A 17,876-nucleotide genomic window follows, 5' to 3' on the forward strand; every position below is an offset into this window, starting at 1 on the left:
ATCATCAGCATCTCCGACAGCGAATTGCTGGGGGTGCAAAACCAGCTCAACAGCCTCAAGCAGCAGGTTTCCCAGGCCAGCAATTACACCCAGCTGGAAAGCTCACAGGACCAGGTGCAAGTACTGATTCAGGAGATTGAACGCCTGTCCACATCGCTGCTGCCTGGCCAGGCGCAATTGCAGGCGCAACTGAACGTGCTGGGCCCCGTGCCGCTTGACGAGAACGCACAGGTGACAACTGCAATTACCACCCAACGAGACGCCCTCGGCGAGCAAAAAAACAAGATCGACAGCCAACTCAAAACCCTGGCCGCGCTTAAAATAAGTGCCGCCGAGCTGATCACCCAGATTGCCAGCATTCGGCGCAGCTTGCTGGAAGCGGAAGTGACCCAGCAGACCAGCAGTATCCTGAGCCCGAGATTCTGGTCGCCATTGTTCGCTCTTCCAATCGAGGACCGTCAACGTTTCAGCGCCCTCATCGAGCAACTCGAGGCCACGCACCGGGCCGCCTGGCAACCCGGACAACGCGGGATCACGGCCACCCTGCTGATCCTGGCCCTGCTCATATGGACCGTGGGTCGAGACCTCGCCGGCCGGGTTCTGGCGTGGCTGTGCTTTCATCGAATGCCTGCAGGCCGGCTGCGGCGCAGCTCCCTTGCGCTGGCGTCGGTGATGGCGACGGTGCTGACCGCTGGCATCGCCCTGCAACTGCTGCATTTTGCCGGGACCCGGCAACTGCCCTACCCCCCCCTGCTGGCCGACCTGGCGCAATATCTGGAAAAGCTGGCCTATACCTGCGTACTGATCACCGGATTGAGCCGCGCACTGTTGTCCACCAAACATCCTTCCTGGCGCCTGCCCGATATTGCCGATCCGGTGGCGCTGGCGATGGAGCCCTATCCGAGGTTGCTGGCCAGCCTGCTGCTGGTGCTGGTAACCCTGGTGCAGATGAGCAATGTCACCGGCATGAGCGCCGAAGTGGTGTTGTTCGGTCGGGGCATCGTGGCATTGGTCGCGGCACTGGTGATCGGTGCGCTGCTGTTGCGCGTCAGCAAGACGCGCAGAGACCTGATCGTTGCCGGAGAAGCCCCCGAAGGCGTCACCACCTTCGCCGGCCTGATTTACACGTTCACGGGCGCTGCCGTGGTGGTGTCCCTGTTCGCCCTGTTGATCGGCTACGTGACGATGGCCCGGTTCATCACCTATGAAATGGTCTGGATATTCATCATCTGCGCCGGTTTCTACCTGCTCACACAGGTCTATCAGGACACCTGCGACTACGTTTTCTCGCCCCGGCAACCCACCGGCAAGACCATCAAACAGCTGCTGGGCATCGGCAATCCGCGCCTGGAACAGATCTGCACCGTGTTATCCGGAGCCGGCCGCGCCATCCTGATACTGATTGGCCTCATTGCGCTGTTTGTCGGCGGGATCGGTACGACACTCGGGCAACTGTTCACCGGCACTGTGGCCGTACTCGGCGGTGAAGGGCTGCGCAAGCTGAACATCGTCCCGGACAATTTGATGCATGCCCTCCTGACACTGATGATCGGTGTCTACCTGATTCGCACCCTGCGCCGCTGGCTGGATCGCGAATTCCTGCCGAAAACCGAGATGGACCCGGGCATGTGCGCCTCGCTCAGCACCCTGTTCGCCAACATCGGCTACGTGTCCGTCGTCCTGCTCACGCTGGCATCGCTGGGGATCAAGTGGACCAACCTGGCCTGGATCGTCAGTGCCCTGTCGGTGGGCATCGGCTTTGGCCTTCAGGAGATCGTGAAGAACTTCATCTCCGGCCTGATCCTGCTGACCGAGCGCCCGGTGAAAGTCGGCGACCTGATCAGCATCAGCGGCGTCGAAGGCGACATCCGCCGGATCAACGTACGGGCCACGGAAATACAACTGGCCGACCGCTCGATCATGATCGTGCCCAACTCCCACCTGATTTCGCAGAACCTGCGCAACGTCACCCTCGGCGGCAGCGCCCAGGGCGTGGTGATACTCGAGCTGATGTTCCCGTTGGATATCGATCCGGAGCTGGTGCAAAACCTGCTGATGGACACCTACACCGAGCATGAATCCATTCTGGATAAACCAGCGCCGTTTTTGCGCTTCAGTCAGCTGAAACCCGAAGGCATCACTTTGACCATCACCGGCTATGTTGGTAGCCCACGCACGGTCGGCGCGATCAAGAGCCAGCTGCTGTTTGAAATTCTCAAGCGGTTGGGGGCCGCCGGGATTGAACTGGCGAAACCGCCTGCAGCGTGATGTGGGAGCGAGCCTGCTCGCGATGGTCGCCAACGATAATGCGAACTAACTGACAGACCGCATTATCTTGGCGTTTTTCGCGAGCAGGCTCGCTCCTACAGGTTGATCAATGTGCGATACACACCGACTTGAGCTCGGTGTAAGCCTCGATCACCGCGCGGCCGAACTCGCGGCCCATGCCCGATTGTTTGACGCCACCGAACGGCATCGCCGGGTCGAGCAGTACGTGGGCATTGACCCACACGGTGCCGGCCTCGATGCGGGGCACCAGGTTCATGGCCTTGCCCAGGTCGTTGGTCCACAGGCTGGCCGCCAGGCCGTAACGGTTGTCGTTGGCCAGTTCGATCACGGCGTCTTCGTCGTCGAACGGCATCACGCCCAGCACCGGGCCGAATACTTCTTCGCGGGCCACGGCCATGCTGTGGTCGATGTCCGCCAGAATGGTTGGCTGCACGAAGAAACCATCACCCTCCAGCAACTCGCCGCCAGTCACCACCCGCGCACCTTGCTGGCGGGCCAGTTCGATGTGCTTGAGCACGCTTTGTTGTTGCTTGCGCGATACCAGCGGGTTGATTGCCGCGTCGCAATTCATGCCAGCGCCAATCGGCATCGAAGAAACGGCGGCGGCCAGGGCTTCGACGAATTGGTCGTGGATCGAACGGTGCACGTAGAAGCGCGAGGCCGCGGCGCAGACCTGGCCGTTGTTCAGCAAGCCGCCGAGGATCGCGCCTTGCACGGCTTTTTCGATGTCGGCATCGGCGAGCACGATCATCGGGTTCTTGCCGCCCAGTTCCAGGGAGAAGCGCGTCATGTTTTCCATGCACGCCACGCCGACACTCTTGCCCACGGCGGTGGAACCGGTGAACGATACTTTGCTCACCAAAGGATGCTGGGTCAGCACGCCGCCAACGGAGGCGCCGCCACCGGTAACCACGTTGAATACGCCAGCCGGGATGCCGGCTTCCAGCGCCAGTTCAGCCAGGCGCATGGCGGTCAGCGGGGTTTCCATCGCCGGCTTGATGATCACCGTACAACCGGTGGCCAGGGCTGGCATCAGCTTCCAGGCGGCGATCAGCAGCGGGAAGTTCCACGGCACGATGCCGACCACCACGCCCACCGGCTCACGTTTGGTGAACGCGGTGAACTTGGCACCCGGTGGCAACGGGATCGACACGTCGAAGGTCTGGCCTTCGATCTTGGTCGCCCAACCGGACATGTAGCGCATGAACTCCACCGTGGCGTTGAGGTCCAGGGCGCGGGCCATGTTGATCGACTTGCCCTGGCTCAGGGTTTCCAACTGAGCCAGTTCTTCGGCGTGCTCTTCGACCAGGCGGGTGAAGTTCAGCAGGATGCGTTCACGGTCCGCCGGGCGCAGGCTCGACCACACGCCAGATTTGAAAGCCTTGTGGGACGACTGCACCGCACGCTCGACGAGTTCCAGCGGCGCATCCAGGGTTTCGCACAGGGTTTGCCCGGTGGCCGGGTTGACCACGGCGATGCTGTCGCCCTCGGCAAGCACCCACTGGCCGTCAATGAAGCAGCCGTGACGACGTTCGAGGAATGCAGCAACCTGGGGCAGGATTTCAACGTTGCTCATAAATCACCTTTCATTCAGACGATGTGTTCAGGCGCAAATCCGGCCTGATCAGTGTTGTTCTTTGAGGAAGCACGCGACCGCCTGGCGGTCGTCGGCGGAAGCCAGGCCCATGTAGGGCATGTAGGTGCCCGGCACGAAAGCCTGGGGCTGGGTGATCAATTGCGTGATGTTCTCGGCCTGCCAGTCGACGTCTTTGTCGCGCATGGCCTGGGAGTAGCTGAAACCCGCCAGCGAGCCGGACTTGCGCCCATACACACCGAACAGGTTCGGTCCCATCATGCCGGTCGTGCCCTTGGTCACCGCGTGGCAGACGCTGCACTCAGTGGCAAACACTTCGGCACCACGGCGCGTGTCCGGGGCGCACTCGGCGGCGGACACCGCCTGAACCAGGGTAAAGGACAGCAAACCGATCACGGGCAAACGCAGCGAAGTGAACATAGGAAAACGACCTTGAAAATCCATGCGCCCGCCAGCAGGCGAGCACCAACACTAAAAATGCCGAGGCAACGGTGCTTCGGCAGGTTGGTAGGGATTGTCGGTGGTCGCCGGTACGCAGGTTTTGCCCTGCGTGCCAGTTGTATTGGCCGGGCTGCCAAACCGGACAATCTGGCATGCACAACCAACTAATTGGCAAACAGGGAAAAGGGCAAACAATAGCCGCGCCTTAGTATCCGGACAGACCGCAAACCTGCGCTCAAGAACAAGAACGGATGCCACACCATGCTCAAGTCCCCCTTGCTTCGTCTCTCGACGCTCGCGCTGATGATCAGTGCCGGCAATGCCGGTGCCTATGAACTCTACGCCGATGACGACAGCCATCTGAACGCTACCCTCGAAGCCGTGTTCGGCATTTTCCACAGCCAGGAAAACTACGCCCTGTCCGGTCGCCTGAATGAAGGCAGCTCGTCGTGGCGCGAGGGCTACATCAAATACGGCTTGAGCTTCGATCAAGGCCTGGGCGGTGTGGGCACCGCGTACGGCGCGGCGAACATGCTCAGCTCTGGCACCTGGGGCGATGGCGATGCGGCCGGCTTCTCCGATGGTTCGGAACGCACCACCAAGTTCGAAGACGCCTACCTCGGCTGGCGCTCGGCCGATCTGTTCGGCGCGCTGGGCAGTGACGGCGTCGACCTGTCCTTCGGTCGCCAGAACATTGTGGTCGGTGACGGTTTCCTGATCGACGGCGACGCGCTGAACATGGGCAAAGGCCTGGCCGACGGCGAATTCAACCGGGGCGGCGCCTACTACCTGGCGGCACGCAAGGCCTTCGACGAAACCGCCGTATTGCGTCTGGGTGGCAAGGAAGGCTGGCGTAGCGACCTGATGTGGCTCAAATCCGACAACCGCGCCCAGGCCAAGACCGAAATGTACGTCGGCACCCTGGAGCACGTGGCCGAGGCCGGCACGGTCGGCCTGACCTTCATCAAGACCACCGATATCGATGAACAGTACGCCTCGCCGATCCAGCTCGAACGCGACGGCATGAAGACCTACAGCCTGCGTGCGGCGGGCAACGCCGGGGTGAAAGACCTGTTCCTGTCCGGTGAATACGCCAAGCAGGACAAACCCAACACCTCCAGCGAAGACGCCTGGTACCTGGAAGCCGGCTGGACCTTCTCCGACGCGGTCTGGACGCCTGGCGCCAGCTACCGCTACAGCCGCTTCTCGGAAGGCTACGACACCCTGTTCTACGGTTTCAGCCGTGGCTACGGCACTTGGTTCCAGGGTGAAGTGGCGGGCAACTACGCCGGGCCGTTCAACAGCAACTCGCGCATCCAGAACGTCACGCTGAAAGTTTCGCCACTGGAGAACCTCACCGTCGGCGCGATGTACTTCAACTTCGACACCATCGACCGCAACCTGGGCAACACCGATGGCCACGAAGTCGACCTGTACGCCGAATGGCACGTCAACGACCACCTGACCGTGATGCCACTGGTGGGCATCTACCAACCGGACAAGAGCGCCGAAGACGGTGGTACCCAACTGGGTAACAACGACAAGAACGTCTACGCCCAGGTGGTGTTCGCCACCGGCTTCTAATCTCGGTCGCGGGCAGTGGCCACGCCATTGCCCGCGTGGAAAAAGGTATTTCCAATGCACAGAACATTCCTGACGATCCAGAGCAAGATCGCCCTGCTCGCCGGTCTCTGCCTGCTGTTGGTCGTCGGCTTGTTGATGGGTTTGTCGCTCTATCAGACCCACAAGAGCAGCCGGCAAGTGGCCGAGGCCAGCGGCGACATGCTCGCCAATGCGGCCAGGGAACACATGCAGGCCCTGGGCAAAGTGCAGGCGATGCAAGTGCAGCGCACCTTCATGCAGACCCACGAATACGGCCAGGGGTTATCGCGCTACTTGTTGTACCTGCGACAGTTGCAGCATCAGGGCAGCCTGACTCGCCCGCAACTGCGCCAGGAACTCAGCACCCAGCTTCACCAAGCCTTGATCGACAAGCCCGACCTGCTCGGGCTTTATGTCATTTTCGAACCCGGTGGACTCGACGGTGCCGACGCCGACTTCGCCGACCAGGCCGCCTTGGGCAGCAACGAAGCCGGACGCTTTGCGCTCTATTGGGTACAGAGCAAACCCGGCGAGCTGCAAGCGGTCATCGGCGACGAAGGCCTGCTTGCCAACACCGAGCCCGGGCCGAGCGGCGCACCGTACAACGCCTTCTACACCTGTGCCCGCGACACCGGCCAGGCCTGTGTGCTGGAACCTTATTTCGACGAGGCCTCCGGCAGCCGCAAACTGGTGACCAGCGTTGCCTTCCCGCTGCTGGAAAACGGCAAGGTCATTGCCGTGGTGGGACTGGATATCAACCTCGCCGCCTTGCAACACAACAGCGAAGCCAGCGCCCGTGAACTGTTCGATGGCAACGGCCAGATCAGCATCGTCAGTCCCCGTGGGGTGATTTCTGCCAACAGCCAGGACGTCGGTCGCCTCGGTCAGCCGATGGACAATGCCGAAGTGATGGACAGCCTGCGTCAGGGCCAGTCAAAAGTGTTTGTCGACGCCCGGCAAATCAAGGTGCTTGAACCGCTGGCGCCGATTGCCGGAGCCGCGCCATGGGGCGTGTTGGTCGGTGTGCCGCAGAACGTGTTGCTGGCACCGGTCACCACGCTGCAGAACGAACTCGATGCCCAGGGCGTGCAAAGCACCGCGCTGGAGCTGTTGCTCGGTGGCGGTTCGGCCCTGCTCGGCCTGCTGCTGATCTGGTACACCGCGCAACGCATCACCCGGCCGCTGCAAGTGCTGACCCGGGTCATGGAAGACATCTCCCTCGGCGAAGGCGACCTGACCCGTCGCCTGCAAGTGCAATCGCGAGATGAAATCGGCCAACTGGCGACCGCCTTCAACCGCTTTGTCGAGCGCATCCACCATTCGATCCGCGAGGTGTCATCGGCGGCGTTGGGGGTGAACGAAGGCGCGCGGCGGGTGCTGGATGCTTCAAACTCGTCGATGAGCAATTTCGACGATCAATCCACCCGCACCAACAGCGTGGCGGCGGCAATCAACCAGTTGGGCGCGGCCGCGCAGGAGATCGCCCATAACGCCTCCGATGCCTCGCAACAGGCTTCGTCCGCACGGCAGCAAGCCGAGGATGGACGCCAGGTGGTGCAGCGCACGATCGAGGTGATGAACGAACTGTCCGGCAAGATCAGTGCCTCCTGCGCCAACATCGAAGTGCTCAACGACAAGACCGTGAACATCGGGCAGATCCTCGAAGTGATCAAGGGCATCTCCCAACAAACCAACCTGCTGGCTCTCAACGCAGCGATTGAAGCCGCGCGGGCGGGTGAAGCGGGTCGTGGGTTTGCGGTGGTGGCGGACGAAGTGCGCAGCCTGGCCGGACGCACCCAGGCCTCGGCGCTGGAAATCCAGCAGATGATCGAAGAGCTGCAAGTGGGCGCGCGGGAGTCGGTCACCACGATGACCGAGAGCCAGCGCCACAGCGAAGAAAGCGTCACCATCGCCAACCTCGCCGGCTCCCGCCTGGGCAGCGTGACCCAGCGCATCGGCGAGATCGACAACGTCAACCAGTCCGTCGCCGCCGCCACCGAAGAACAGACCGCGGTGGTCGAGGCCCTGAATGTCGACATAACCCAGATCAACACCCTGAACCGGCAAGGCGTGGAGAATTTGCAATCGACATTGAGGGCTTGTACCGAGCTGGAGCAACAGGCGGCGCGGTTGAATCAGTTGGTGGGGAGTTTTCGGATCTGAGATTTTGGTTGCCTGATATGCCGCCATCGCGAGCAAGCTCGCTCCCACATTTGGATTTCTGCCGTGCACAAAATCCGTGTACACCTCAGATCCCCTGTGGGAGCGGGCTTGCTCACGATGAGGCCATCACATCCAACATCTCCACTGACTGACACTCCGCCTTCGCGAGCAAGCCCGCTTTGGATTTCTGCCGTGCACAAAATCCGTGTACATCGCAGATCCCCTGTGGGAGCGGGCTTGCTCGCGAAGAGGCCATCACATTCAACATCTCCACTGGCTGACACTCCGCTTTCGCGAGCAAGCCCGCTCCCACATTTGGATTTCTGCCGTGCACAAAATCCGTGTACACCGCGGATCCCTTGTGGGAGCGAGCTTGCTCGCGATGAGGCCACCACATCCAGCACCATCGTTGACTGACACTCCGCCATCGCGAGCAAGCTCGCTCCCACAGAGATCAAGGCAAGCCCGCACAAATCTGGCACCCACAGCCAATGACATGGCATGCGCACACAGCTGTCGCGCTGCACCCCGGGCGTAGTATCGAACCCGACCTCAGGGCACAACCCGCTCCAGGGCGCCCTGCAATGCAACGCTGAACCCCTCCATTTCTCACTAACAACAATAAATCGACCCTCGGGTCGCGGGAGATTTCTGTGCTCAAGAAAAGTGCGCTGGGCTGGCCAAAGATTGCCGGCCTCGGAATTGCGTTGGTGGTGGCCGGGCAGTTTTCCGGCTGGAACTTCGGGCTGGCGGCCGGTGGCTGGCTGAACATGCTGATCGCTACGTTGTTGATGGCCCTGCTCTGCGGCGGCCTGGCGTTGTGCGTGGCGGAAATGTCCACCGCACTGCCCAGCGCTGGCGGTGTATTCGTCTATGCGCAAAGTGCGTTCGGGCCGTTCGTGGGTTACCTCGTTGGCGTGGCCTGTGCCCTGGCTTTGACCATCGGCACCGGTGCAGCCGCGACCTTTATCTGCGCCTATACCGAATCAATTTTCGGCCTCGGTGGCTGGCCGGTGAAGATCGCCCTGTTCGCCGTGATCATCGGCATCCACATGCGCGGTGTCGGTGAGGCCATGGGCCTGACGTTCATTGCCGGCGTGATCGCCGTCATCGCCCTGCTCACGTTTGGCGTGGCCATGGCGCCCCATGTCGAGTTGACCAATTTGCTGAAGTTGCCCGCCAGCGTCGCAACACCGGTCAGCCTTGGCGGTATCTTCGCCTGCGTGCCATTCGCCATCTGGCTGTTCATCACCGTTGAGCAAACCGGCTCGGCCGCCGAGGAGGCGCACAATCCCGGTCGCACCATGCCCCGCGGCATTCTGGCGGCCATTGGCACGTTGCTGGTGACCGCGCTGGTGGTGCTGGTATGCGCACCGGGTGCCGGTGGTGTCGAGCTCGTCGGTTCGGCAGGTGATCCGCTGTATGCCGCGATGTCCAGCAACAGCGCCTTCGGTGAAGGTTCATGGCTGGCCAGGGTGATTGGCTGCGGCGCGGTGTTCGGCCTGATCGCGACCTTCTTTTCACTGGTGTACGCCGCGTCCCGGCAACTGTTCGCCATGGCCCGCGACGGCTTGTTCCCGCAATGGCTGGGCAAGACCGGCAAGCGCGGCACGCCCTACCCGGCGTTGTTGCTGATCGGTGCCATCGGCCTGCCGCTGTCCGAAGTGGACCCGGCCACGGTGATGCTCGCCGTCGTGTTGCTGCTCAACGTTTGCTACCTGTTCATTTTCGGCGCGTACCTGCACATCAAACGCAACCAACCGGACCTGCCACGGCCGTTCACCCTGGTCGGCGGCAAACTGGTTGCCTGGCTCGGCCTGGCCCTGACGCTGGTGGTGATCGCCGCCTGCTTCCAGCTCGACATGCTGATGCTGATCGCCCTCGCCGTGACCTTCACCCTGTGCATTTTCAATTACCTGTTGCGCAACCGTCGCGCCACCGTCATCGAGGTTCCAGACCATGCCTGAAGACACTCTGCTGCAACGCCGCCATCGCGTGCTCGGCAGCGCCTCGCCGCTGTTCTACGACAAGCCCTTGCATCTGGTGCGTGGCGAAGGCGTCTGGCTGTTCGACGTCGACGGTCGCCGCTACCTCGACGTCTACAACAACGTTCCCTGCGTCGGTCACTGCAACCCTCATGTAACCGAGGCCATGCACCGCCAGGCCACCACGCTGAACATCCACACCCGCTACCTGGATGAACACGTGGTGCGCTACGCCGAGCGCCTGACCGCGACCTTCGCCGCGCCGCTGGACACCGTGATGTTCACCTGCACCGGCAGCGAGGCCAATGAACTGGCGCTGCGCCTGGCGCGGTTCGCCAGTGGCGGCACCGGCATCATCGTCAGCGACTACAACTACCACGGCAACTCGGCATCGCTGGCCGAAGTCACCACTGCCCTGCCCTCGCCGGAACCCTTCGCCGCCCATGCCCGGGCCGTGCCGATTCCGTGCCTGTACCACGCACCGGCCGGCACCACCGAAGCGCAACTGGCCGAGCAGTACGCGGCCAACATCGCGGCGGCGATTGCCTCGATGCAAGCCCAGGGCATTCGCCCCGCCGCGCTGCTGATCGACACCCTGTTCGCCAACGAAGGGCTGCCACGGGTACCGGCCAGCTTCGTCAACAAGGCGGCAGCGCTGATCCGTGCAGCAGGCGGATTGTTCATCGCCGATGAAGTGCAGTCCGGTTTCGGTCGTACCGGCGATTACCTGTGGGGCCATCAGGCCCACGGCGTGGTGCCGGATATCGTCACCCTTGGTAAACCGATGGGTAACGGCTATCCACTGGCCGGGTTGATCACCCACAAGGCGCTGGTCGAATCCTTCGGCCGCCACGCCATGTACTTCAACACCTTCGGCGGCTCGCCGGTCGCGGCAGCGGTTGGCATGGCGGTGCTGGATGTGATCGAGCAACAGCAACTGCTCAAGAATGCGCAAAACGTCGGCGCTTATGTGCAGCAACGCTTGCAGGAGCTTGCCAACAAACACTCGATCATCGGCGACGTGCGCGGCAAGGGTCTGTTCTTCGCCATGGAGCTGGTACGTGATCACGCCAGCAAGGAACCGGCCGGACTGGAGGCGCGCAAGGTGGTCAACGACATGCGCGAGAACGGCGTGCTGATCAGCAAGATCGGCGCTGGCGACAACATTCTCAAGCTGCGCCCGCCGCTGGTATTCAGCCGCGACCACGCTGACTTGTTCGTCGACACACTGGACAGCGCCCTTAGCGCGATTTGAGGCTATTGCCATGACTGAATTCCACAGACCTGCATTCGATACCTTGAGCCATGACCAGCAAGTGACCCGTCTGCACGAACTGGCGCGCCATGCCCTGCAACAGTGGGAAGGCGAATTCGCCGACATTGAACTGGTGAAGTTTCGCGAGAACGCAGTGTTCTCGGCCCGCCGCCACGACGGTCAGCGCGTCGCCCTGCGCATCCATCGCAATGGTTATCACTGCGAGGCCGCACTGCGTTCCGAGCTGCAATGGATGGAAGCCCTGGCCAGCGCAGGTATTACCGTGCCGCAGATTATCCGCGCACAGAATGAAAGCCATCTGATCGAAGTCACCCACCAGGCCATCGGCGAGGCACGTCACATCGATATGCTCGCCTGGCTGCCCGGTGCCACCGCCGGTACTTCCGAGGCGGGTGTGCAGGCCGATACGGAGATCGATTTCCTGTTCAACGAGGCGGGGGCGATTGCCGCGCGCATCCACCTGCATTCGGCGGATTGGCAGCAACCGGACGAGTTTGTCCGGCATGCCTGGGATGAAGAAGGCCTGATCGGCGCCAACCCGTTCTGGGGGCGTTTCTGGGAGCTGGAGCAGCTCAGCGACGGGCAGCGGGATCTGCTGCAACAGGCCCGGCGCAGGGCGCGCAAGGACTTGCGTCAGTACGGGCGGCACCTGGGTAACTTCGGCATGATTCACGCGGATCTGGTGCCAGAGAACCTGCTGATCGAAGGGCCGCGACTACGGTTGATCGACTTCGACGATGCCGGGTTTGGCTGGCACATGTTCGAGTTGGCCACGGCGCTGTACTTCTGTCTGGATGACCCGCGTCATGAGCAGATCAAGGCGGCGCTGCTCGACGGCTACAACGCGGTCAAGCCGCTGACCGAGGCGGATCGCAAGACACTGGCGTTGTTCCTGATGCTGCGTGGCACCACGTACCTGGGCTGGATTCACACCCGCCAGGGCACGCCGACAGCGATTGAAATGGCGCCGATGTTGATTGAGCGGGCTTGCTTGTTGGCTCGAGATTATTTACAGGCCTGATACACCGCATTCGCGAGCAAGCCCGCTCCCACAATGGATCTCCAGTGAACACAAATCCTGTGTACGACACTGATCAAAGTGTGGGAGCGGGCTTGCTCGCGAAGAGGCCCTCACAGCCAACATCAGTGATGGCTGACACGCTGCTTTCGCGGGCAACCCGGATCAGGCTCAAGACGGATCGAGACGATCCAGCGCCCGATTCACCGCCAACTCCCCCAGCATGATGACTTGCGCGATGCCCAGCAGGGTGTTGCGGTGCGTGCCTTCCAGAAAACCCGCCAGGTCATTGGCCATGACGCTCGCCGAGGCCAGCGATTCGCAGGCGTGGGCCAGCAGGGTTTCGGTGTTGATGTCGGGGTTGATGGTGAAGAGTGTGGAGGGTTTGTGCGGGCTGGCCATGATGTGAGCGGCCGGGTTGGGACAGGAATCGTTGTCTGGTGGATCAGGCGTAACCTTGAACATGATGTTCTTTTCCGTTGTGATGCAGCCACGCCGTCGCTGCTAAACGAGGGGGTGGCGGCTGTACGCAGGTTAGCAGACCGGGGAAAAGAAGAAAGCCGGCGCGCCCAAGGACGCCCTACGCACAGCCACCATCAAATGCAGGTATGGAATACCTGCCTGACGGACACTCGTACGACCTTCAAATACCACGGGCTGCTAAACCCGATCACTGGGAATCAGTGACGCGGACCAAGTTACCGATGGCCTCCAGGGCGCACAAGCCGGCGGATTCTGGCGTAGCTGTAGGCAATGACGCAAGGCGTTGTGGCTTGCAGGAAGTTACTCCTACAGCCGTTAAACATGCATTTCAGATTGATATCGCTTTCGCGAGCAAGCCCGCTCCCACAGGGGGGCTTCGTTGTACACAGTATTTGTGTTCACCGAAGATCCAGTGTGGGAGCGGGCTTGCTCGCGAAGAACGATAACGCGGTCTCAATCAAGCCGCGCTGGCATGCTCAACGCGATGAAACAACCGGTTGAAATACACCAGGCTGTCACGCGGCTCGCGCACGCCCACCTTCGTCAGTTCCACGAACATCACCGAATGCGACCCCACTTCCTTGCACTCGCTGATCCGCCCTTCGAGCTGCACCAGGGCATCGCGCAGCACCGGCACATCGGCCGCGCCGTCGTCCCACAGGTCCCAGGCAAAACGCTCGGCCATCGGCACCTGGGTCATGCCGGCGAAATGACGGGCCAGCTCTTCCTGCTCGCCACACAGCACGTTGACACACAGATGGCCGTTGGTGCGGAACACGTCGTGGGTGGCGCTGTTGCGGTTGACGCACACCAGCACGGTGGGTGGCGAGTCGGTCACCGAGCACACGGCGCTGGCGGTGATGCCGCAACGACCGCCAGGGCCGTTGGTGGTGATGATGTTCACCGCGGCAGGCAGCTGCGCCATGGCGTTGCGAAAGTCGATTTGCTGCTGGCTCAGGTCGGCCATGTCGATGCCCCTTCCTTCAGGAGGACCGCTATCTGGCGGCCCGTAGGTGATGGAACAAGACTAAGGCTGCGGGCGCGCCGCAACCATTCTGACGATCCCCATGGCAGGGTTGGGTTTCCGCTAGTCGACTAGGTGGTTTCTTTATCGCAAGGGCCGGCCACAGTGGGTATTCTGCATACTGGTTCCACAAAGATGAGCCAATGCGTGCCGCACGTTCCCGTGCGAAAACAATAATTAGAAAATTTCGTGGCAGCCCCGATGGAAATCCGAAAACCGATTGTTTATATCGTTGACGACGACAAGGACCTGCGAACCTCACTGGCCTGGTTGCTGGAGTCAGTGAGCGTGCAGGCGCAGTGCTTTGCCGGCGCCGAAGAGTTCCTCAGCCAGTACGACCCCAAGCAGCCCGCCTGCCTGGTGCTCGACGTGCGCATGCCGGAGACCAGCGGTTTCCAGTTGCAGGAAATCCTCAACCAGCGCGGCAGCACCCTGCCGACCATTTTCGTCTCGGCCCATGGCGACATTCCGATGTCGGTCACGGCGATGAAGAACGGCGCGCTGGATTTCGTCGAGAAGCCCTACAACCCGCAGCAGATGATCGACCGCATCCAGGCCGCGCTGAAGACCGCCGTGCACGCCCAGGCCGATCAGCAACAGCGGCAGAACCTGCAGAGCAAGCTGGCACTGCTGACCAGTCGTGAGCGGGAAGTGTTGATGCTGGTGATCGATGGCAAGGCCAGCAAGGTGATTGCCCGGGAGCTGAACATCAGCGTGAAGACCGTTGATGTGCACCGCACCAAGATCAAGGAAAAGATGGGTGTGAGCAGCATCGCCATGCTGGTGCGCGAGGTGCTGCATTTACCGGTGGATGAGCCGGTGCGGCACTGAGTGATTTGCAGCGGTCATGAGGCCGCCATCGCGAGCAAGCTCGCTCCCACATTGGCTCTGTGTACGACGCAGATCCAATGTGGGAGCGAGCTTGCTCGCGATGGGGCCGGCACATTCAACATTGATGGTGACTGACATACCGCTTTCGCGAGCAAGCCCGCTCCCACATTGGCTCTGTGTACGACGCAGATTCAATGTGGGAGCGGGCTTGCTCGCGAAGGGGCCAGCAAATACAACATCAATTGTGGCTATACCGCTTGCGATAAGCCCCTGGCGACACACCAAAGCGCGATTTGAACGCCGACGAGAAGTAGCTCGAATCCGAGAAGCCCCAGGCATAACACAGTGCCGATAGCTTCTGCTCGACATCGGCGCGGCGCAGGTTTTCGGCGCAGAAGTCCAGACGGCGGTGCTTGATGTATTGCGCCACCACCAGGCCGCGCTTGGAGAACATCCGGTACAGGCCGCGCACGGAAATCCCGACTTCACGGGCGATCAGCTCGGGGCACAGTTCTTCGTCGCTGAGGTGGGCGTCGATGAAGGCGATGATCTTGCGGAACTGCCGCTCATGGGCGTCTGCACCGCCGTCCCGGGCGCTGATGCCCGGCAGCAACAGACTGGCCAGGGCATCGAGCACGGCCTCGCTTTCCTGCATGTCCAGCCCTTCCTGCTGGCGGGTGTCCAGCACCAGTTTGTTGGCCATCGCCGCCAGGGGGCTGCCGGCCGCGATGCGCGTGGCGCAGTTGACGGCATTGAAGTGCGAACCCCGCTCGACCACCTGGCGCGGAAGAATCAGCGACAGCTGTCGGCAATCGTCGTTGTAGATCATGTCGCTCGGACGGCTGGCGTCGATCAGGGCGATGTCGCCACAGCCCAGTTGCGCGCGGTTGTCGCCCTGTTCCAGTTGCGAGCTGCCGCGCATCTGGAACACCGCGTAGTAGTGGCCGTCGCTGCTGGTGCTGACGTCCTTGCTGGTGCGGTACAAATGCACGTGCGCCATGTCGACCACACTCAGGTTGATCGCACCGCTGCGAAATTCCGCCAGTTCGCCGTAGAAATCGGTGTCCAGCGCCCGGGCATCGAAACGCCCACAGGCCTGGTTCACCTGGCTCAACCAACTTTCGAACGCCTCGTTGCGCACCATCGATGCTGTAATCATGTCCGCAAAGCCTCACGTTTTTGTTGTTATTTTTCGACCGCTTCATCGAGCGGTTCGTCAAAACGGTTGTTTCTGTAGCCATCTCCTCCTTCGACGGCCGCCGGGCGCCCATTCAACAGGCTCCGGCCCAAGCTTTCCAGTCGACCTACGGGTTAAATGTCCAATACCAGACGAGCGGAAAGCGCCCGTGATACACACGCGCAAATCTGCTTGTTGGACGCCTTTTCCTTGTTCGACAGGCAGTTGTCGCGGTGCTCCGGCACGCCGTCCAGTACCTCGACGATGCAGGTACCGCAGATGCCTTCGCGGCACTCGGTGTCGATGTCGCAACCATGGGCCTGCAACACGTCGACCAGGCTGGCGTTGGCTGGCACTTGCAGCACCACGCCGGAACTGGCCAGCTCCACTTCGAACGTGCCGGCCGGGGCGCTGTTGGCGGCCGGGTCTGCGGCAAAGTGTTCAAGGTGAATCGAATCGTCAGAGCGACTGCGGGACGCCACTTCCACCACTTTGTTCATGAAAGGTGCCGGGCCGCAGGTGTAGACGTGGGCGGCGCTGCCGGCACGCGCCAGGCATTCGCTCAACGCGCCGTCCAGATCCGCCGGCTCCACGCCGTAATGAAACTCCACGTGGTCGGCGAATTTTGTCGCCAACAGCTCTGTAAACGCCGCGTACTGCGCCGAACGGGCGAAGTAATGCAAACGATACGGCTGGCCGCTTTCCGCCAGTCGATAAGCCATGCTCAACAGCGGAGTCACGCCGATACCGGCGGCGAACAGCACGTGTTCGCGGGCACTGTCATCGAGACGGAACAGGTTGCGCGGCGCGCCCATTTCCAGCTCCATGCCCTCTTCCACTTGCTCGTGCAGCGCCAGCGAACCACCGCGCGACTGCGCTTCTTTCTTCACCGCCACCAGATACGCACGGCGGTCCTGCGGCGGGCTGCACAGCGAGTACTGGCGGGTCACCCCGGTCGGGCCGGTGAGGTCGACGTGGGCACCCGGTTCATAGGTGTCGAGCGGCTGGCCGTCACTGCGCACGAGGCGAAAGGAACGGATATCCAGCGCTTCGTCGACGATCCTTTCGATCTTCACCTTCATCATTGCATCACCTGAATACTGTTGTTTTGGTTTACTGCACCTTGTAGGAGCGAGCCTGCTCGCGATGAACCTGAGAACAACACGGGGTGTCAGGTTTCCAGCGTCATCGTTGACGACCATCGCGAGCAGGCTCGCTCCTACAGGGGGGCATTTTTCTGCTGCTCAGCGCATGAACAAACCGCCATTGATGTCCCAGCACGCACCCGTTACCGAGGCGGCGTTCTCGGCGATCAGCAGCAACACGCTGTCGGCGATGAACGTTGGGTCACCGAGGGTGCCGGCCGGGATCATTTTCAGGATCTGTTCCAGACGCTCCGGAGCCACGGTTTCGCGTACCACCGGCAAGTCCAGCGGACCTGGCGAGATGCTGTTGACCGTCACGCCCTGGGGCGCCAGTTCACGGGCGAAGACTTTGGTCAGGGTCGCCACGCCACCCTTGGCCGCCGCGTAATGCGCACCGGTGGCGGTGCCGCCGTTCTGCCCGGCCAGGGACGCAATGTTGACGATGCGACCGAAGCCGCGCTCGGCGAAGTGCGCGCCGAACACCTGGCAGGCCACGAAGGTGCCCCGCAGGTTGATCGCCATCGACTCGTCGAATTCTTCTGGTGTGATGTCCATCAGTGCGGCGACTTTCGACACACCGGCGTTGTTCACCAGAATGTCGGTGCCGCCCCAGCGCTCGGCGAGCACATCGCGGGCACGTTGAAAGTCGGCCTTGCTGCGCACATCCAGCTCGATGGCCACGGCGCTGGCGCCACTGCCATCGAGTTCCAAAGCCAGTTGCTGCACGCCATCGAGGCGCACATCCGCCAGGCCGACGCGATAACCGGCTGCGTGCAGACGGCGGGCGATGCATTCGCCCAGTCCGCGCGAGGCACCCGTTACGAGGGCTACTCGACTCATGATGTTGC

Annotated in this window: 13 protein-coding genes and 2 pseudogenes; 8 read left to right on the top strand and 7 right to left on the bottom strand. The window is 61.9% G+C overall.

Annotated features, from left to right (window positions below):
* Window positions 1–2,268 (top strand): DUF3772 domain-containing protein (locus KGB29_RS20100; protein WP_223508053.1); only part of this gene is annotated, 2,268 nt, incomplete at its 5' end.
* A 106-nt stretch (window positions 2,269–2,374) separates the two neighbouring features.
* On the opposite strand, the gene KGB29_RS20105 is transcribed toward KGB29_RS20100, so the two are convergent.
* Together KGB29_RS20105 and KGB29_RS20110 are read right to left on the bottom strand one after the other, a co-directional pair.
* Entirely contained in the window at window positions 2,375–3,865 is a 1,491-nt protein-coding gene (locus KGB29_RS20105; RefSeq protein ID WP_057715395.1) for an aldehyde dehydrogenase family protein, read from the bottom strand.
* 48 nt (window positions 3,866–3,913) lie between these two features.
* Window positions 3,914–4,303, bottom strand: a complete 390-nt coding sequence (locus tag KGB29_RS20110; RefSeq protein ID WP_090454817.1) for a c-type cytochrome — start codon at window positions 4,301–4,303, stop codon at window positions 3,914–3,916.
* Between the two features lie 282 nt (window positions 4,304–4,585).
* Here KGB29_RS20110 and KGB29_RS20115 point away from each other — a divergent pair, with 282 nt between their 5' ends.
* The 6 genes and pseudogenes from KGB29_RS20115 to KGB29_RS20135 all read left to right on the top strand — a co-directional run bounded on the left by KGB29_RS20115 (window position 4,586) and on the right by KGB29_RS20135 (window position 12,371).
* On the top strand, window positions 4,586–5,908 hold the full coding sequence (locus KGB29_RS20115; protein ID WP_150815069.1) for a hypothetical protein: 1,323 nt from the start codon (window positions 4,586–4,588) through the stop codon (window positions 5,906–5,908).
* Between the two features lie 273 nt (window positions 5,909–6,181).
* Window positions 6,182–6,688 (top strand): annotated as a pseudogene (locus tag KGB29_RS28975) (cache domain-containing protein); the annotation flags it as partial.
* Window positions 6,689–7,057: 369 nt separating this feature from the next.
* Window positions 7,058–8,089, top strand: a pseudogene (locus tag KGB29_RS28980) (methyl-accepting chemotaxis protein); the annotation flags it as partial.
* 653 nt (window positions 8,090–8,742) lie between these two features.
* A complete protein-coding gene (locus KGB29_RS20125; RefSeq protein ID WP_150815066.1) occupies window positions 8,743–10,056 on the top strand; it encodes an amino acid permease in 1,314 nt (437 codons plus the stop codon).
* Window positions 10,049–11,329, top strand: a complete 1,281-nt coding sequence (locus tag KGB29_RS20130) for an aspartate aminotransferase family protein (RefSeq protein ID WP_150815065.1) — start codon at window positions 10,049–10,051, stop codon at window positions 11,327–11,329. The genes KGB29_RS20125 and KGB29_RS20130 overlap by 8 nt, the downstream gene beginning before the upstream one ends.
* Before the next feature lie 10 nt (window positions 11,330–11,339).
* Window positions 11,340–12,371, top strand: coding sequence for a phosphotransferase enzyme family protein (locus KGB29_RS20135; protein WP_150815064.1), 1,032 nt, complete (start codon window positions 11,340–11,342; stop codon window positions 12,369–12,371).
* Between the two features lie 168 nt (window positions 12,372–12,539).
* Here KGB29_RS20135 and KGB29_RS20140 read toward each other — a convergent pair whose 3' ends face one another.
* On the bottom strand, window positions 12,540–12,833 hold the full coding sequence (locus tag KGB29_RS20140; RefSeq protein WP_150815062.1) for a DUF6124 family protein: 294 nt from the start codon (window positions 12,831–12,833) through the stop codon (window positions 12,540–12,542).
* 475 nt (window positions 12,834–13,308) lie between these two features.
* Window positions 13,309–13,818, bottom strand: a complete 510-nt coding sequence (gene hpaC / locus KGB29_RS20145) for a 4-hydroxyphenylacetate 3-monooxygenase, reductase component (protein WP_057715405.1) — start codon at window positions 13,816–13,818, stop codon at window positions 13,309–13,311.
* Between the two features lie 258 nt (window positions 13,819–14,076).
* On the opposite strand from hpaC, the gene KGB29_RS20150 reads away from it, so the two are divergent.
* Complete coding sequence (locus KGB29_RS20150; RefSeq protein WP_090454806.1) at window positions 14,077–14,706, top strand: response regulator transcription factor; 630 nt, start codon at window positions 14,077–14,079, stop codon at window positions 14,704–14,706.
* Window positions 14,707–14,944: 238 nt separating this feature from the next.
* Here KGB29_RS20150 and feaR read toward each other — a convergent pair whose 3' ends face one another.
* From feaR to KGB29_RS20165, 3 genes are all read right to left on the bottom strand, one after another.
* Entirely contained in the window at window positions 14,945–15,865 is a 921-nt protein-coding gene (gene feaR / locus KGB29_RS20155; RefSeq protein ID WP_150815061.1) for a transcriptional regulator FeaR, read from the bottom strand.
* Between the two features lie 152 nt (window positions 15,866–16,017).
* Window positions 16,018–16,968: a PDR/VanB family oxidoreductase gene (locus KGB29_RS20160; RefSeq protein WP_057715407.1), complete on the bottom strand. Its 951-nt coding sequence runs from the start codon at window positions 16,966–16,968 to the stop codon at window positions 16,018–16,020.
* Window positions 16,969–17,127: 159 nt separating this feature from the next.
* Complete coding sequence (locus KGB29_RS20165) at window positions 17,128–17,868, bottom strand: SDR family NAD(P)-dependent oxidoreductase (protein ID WP_057715408.1); 741 nt, start codon at window positions 17,866–17,868, stop codon at window positions 17,128–17,130.
* Between the last annotated feature and the right edge of the window lie 8 nt (window positions 17,869–17,876).

It is taken from the genome of Pseudomonas sp. BF-B-30 (assembly GCF_019956305.1).
In the GTDB taxonomy this organism is placed as follows: Bacteria; Pseudomonadota; Gammaproteobacteria; order Pseudomonadales; family Pseudomonadaceae; genus Aquipseudomonas; species Aquipseudomonas jessenii.

Bases quoted from the DNA above. Each gene is read 5' to 3' on its own strand.
- hpaC (WP_057715405.1), bottom strand. From the start codon at position 13,818: ATGGCCGACCTGAGCCAGCAGCAAATCGACTTTCGCAACGCCATGGCG.
- KGB29_RS20110 (WP_090454817.1), bottom strand. From the start codon at position 4,303: ATGTTCACTTCGCTGCGTTTGCCCGTGATCGGTTTGCTGTCCTTTACC.
- KGB29_RS20140 (WP_150815062.1), bottom strand. From the start codon at position 12,833: ATGTTCAAGGTTACGCCTGATCCACCAGACAACGATTCCTGTCCCAAC.
- KGB29_RS20130 (WP_150815065.1), top strand. From the start codon at position 10,049: ATGCCTGAAGACACTCTGCTGCAACGCCGCCATCGCGTGCTCGGCAGC.
- KGB29_RS20115 (WP_150815069.1), top strand. From the start codon at position 4,586: ATGCTCAAGTCCCCCTTGCTTCGTCTCTCGACGCTCGCGCTGATGATC.
- KGB29_RS20160 (WP_057715407.1), bottom strand. From the start codon at position 16,968: ATGATGAAGGTGAAGATCGAAAGGATCGTCGACGAAGCGCTGGATATC.
- KGB29_RS20165 (WP_057715408.1), bottom strand. From the start codon at position 17,868: ATGAGTCGAGTAGCCCTCGTAACGGGTGCCTCGCGCGGACTGGGCGAA.
- KGB29_RS20135 (WP_150815064.1), top strand. From the start codon at position 11,340: ATGACTGAATTCCACAGACCTGCATTCGATACCTTGAGCCATGACCAG.
- KGB29_RS20150 (WP_090454806.1), top strand. From the start codon at position 14,077: ATGGAAATCCGAAAACCGATTGTTTATATCGTTGACGACGACAAGGAC.
- KGB29_RS20105 (WP_057715395.1), bottom strand. From the start codon at position 3,865: ATGAGCAACGTTGAAATCCTGCCCCAGGTTGCTGCATTCCTCGAACGT.
- feaR (WP_150815061.1), bottom strand. From the start codon at position 15,865: ATGATTACAGCATCGATGGTGCGCAACGAGGCGTTCGAAAGTTGGTTG.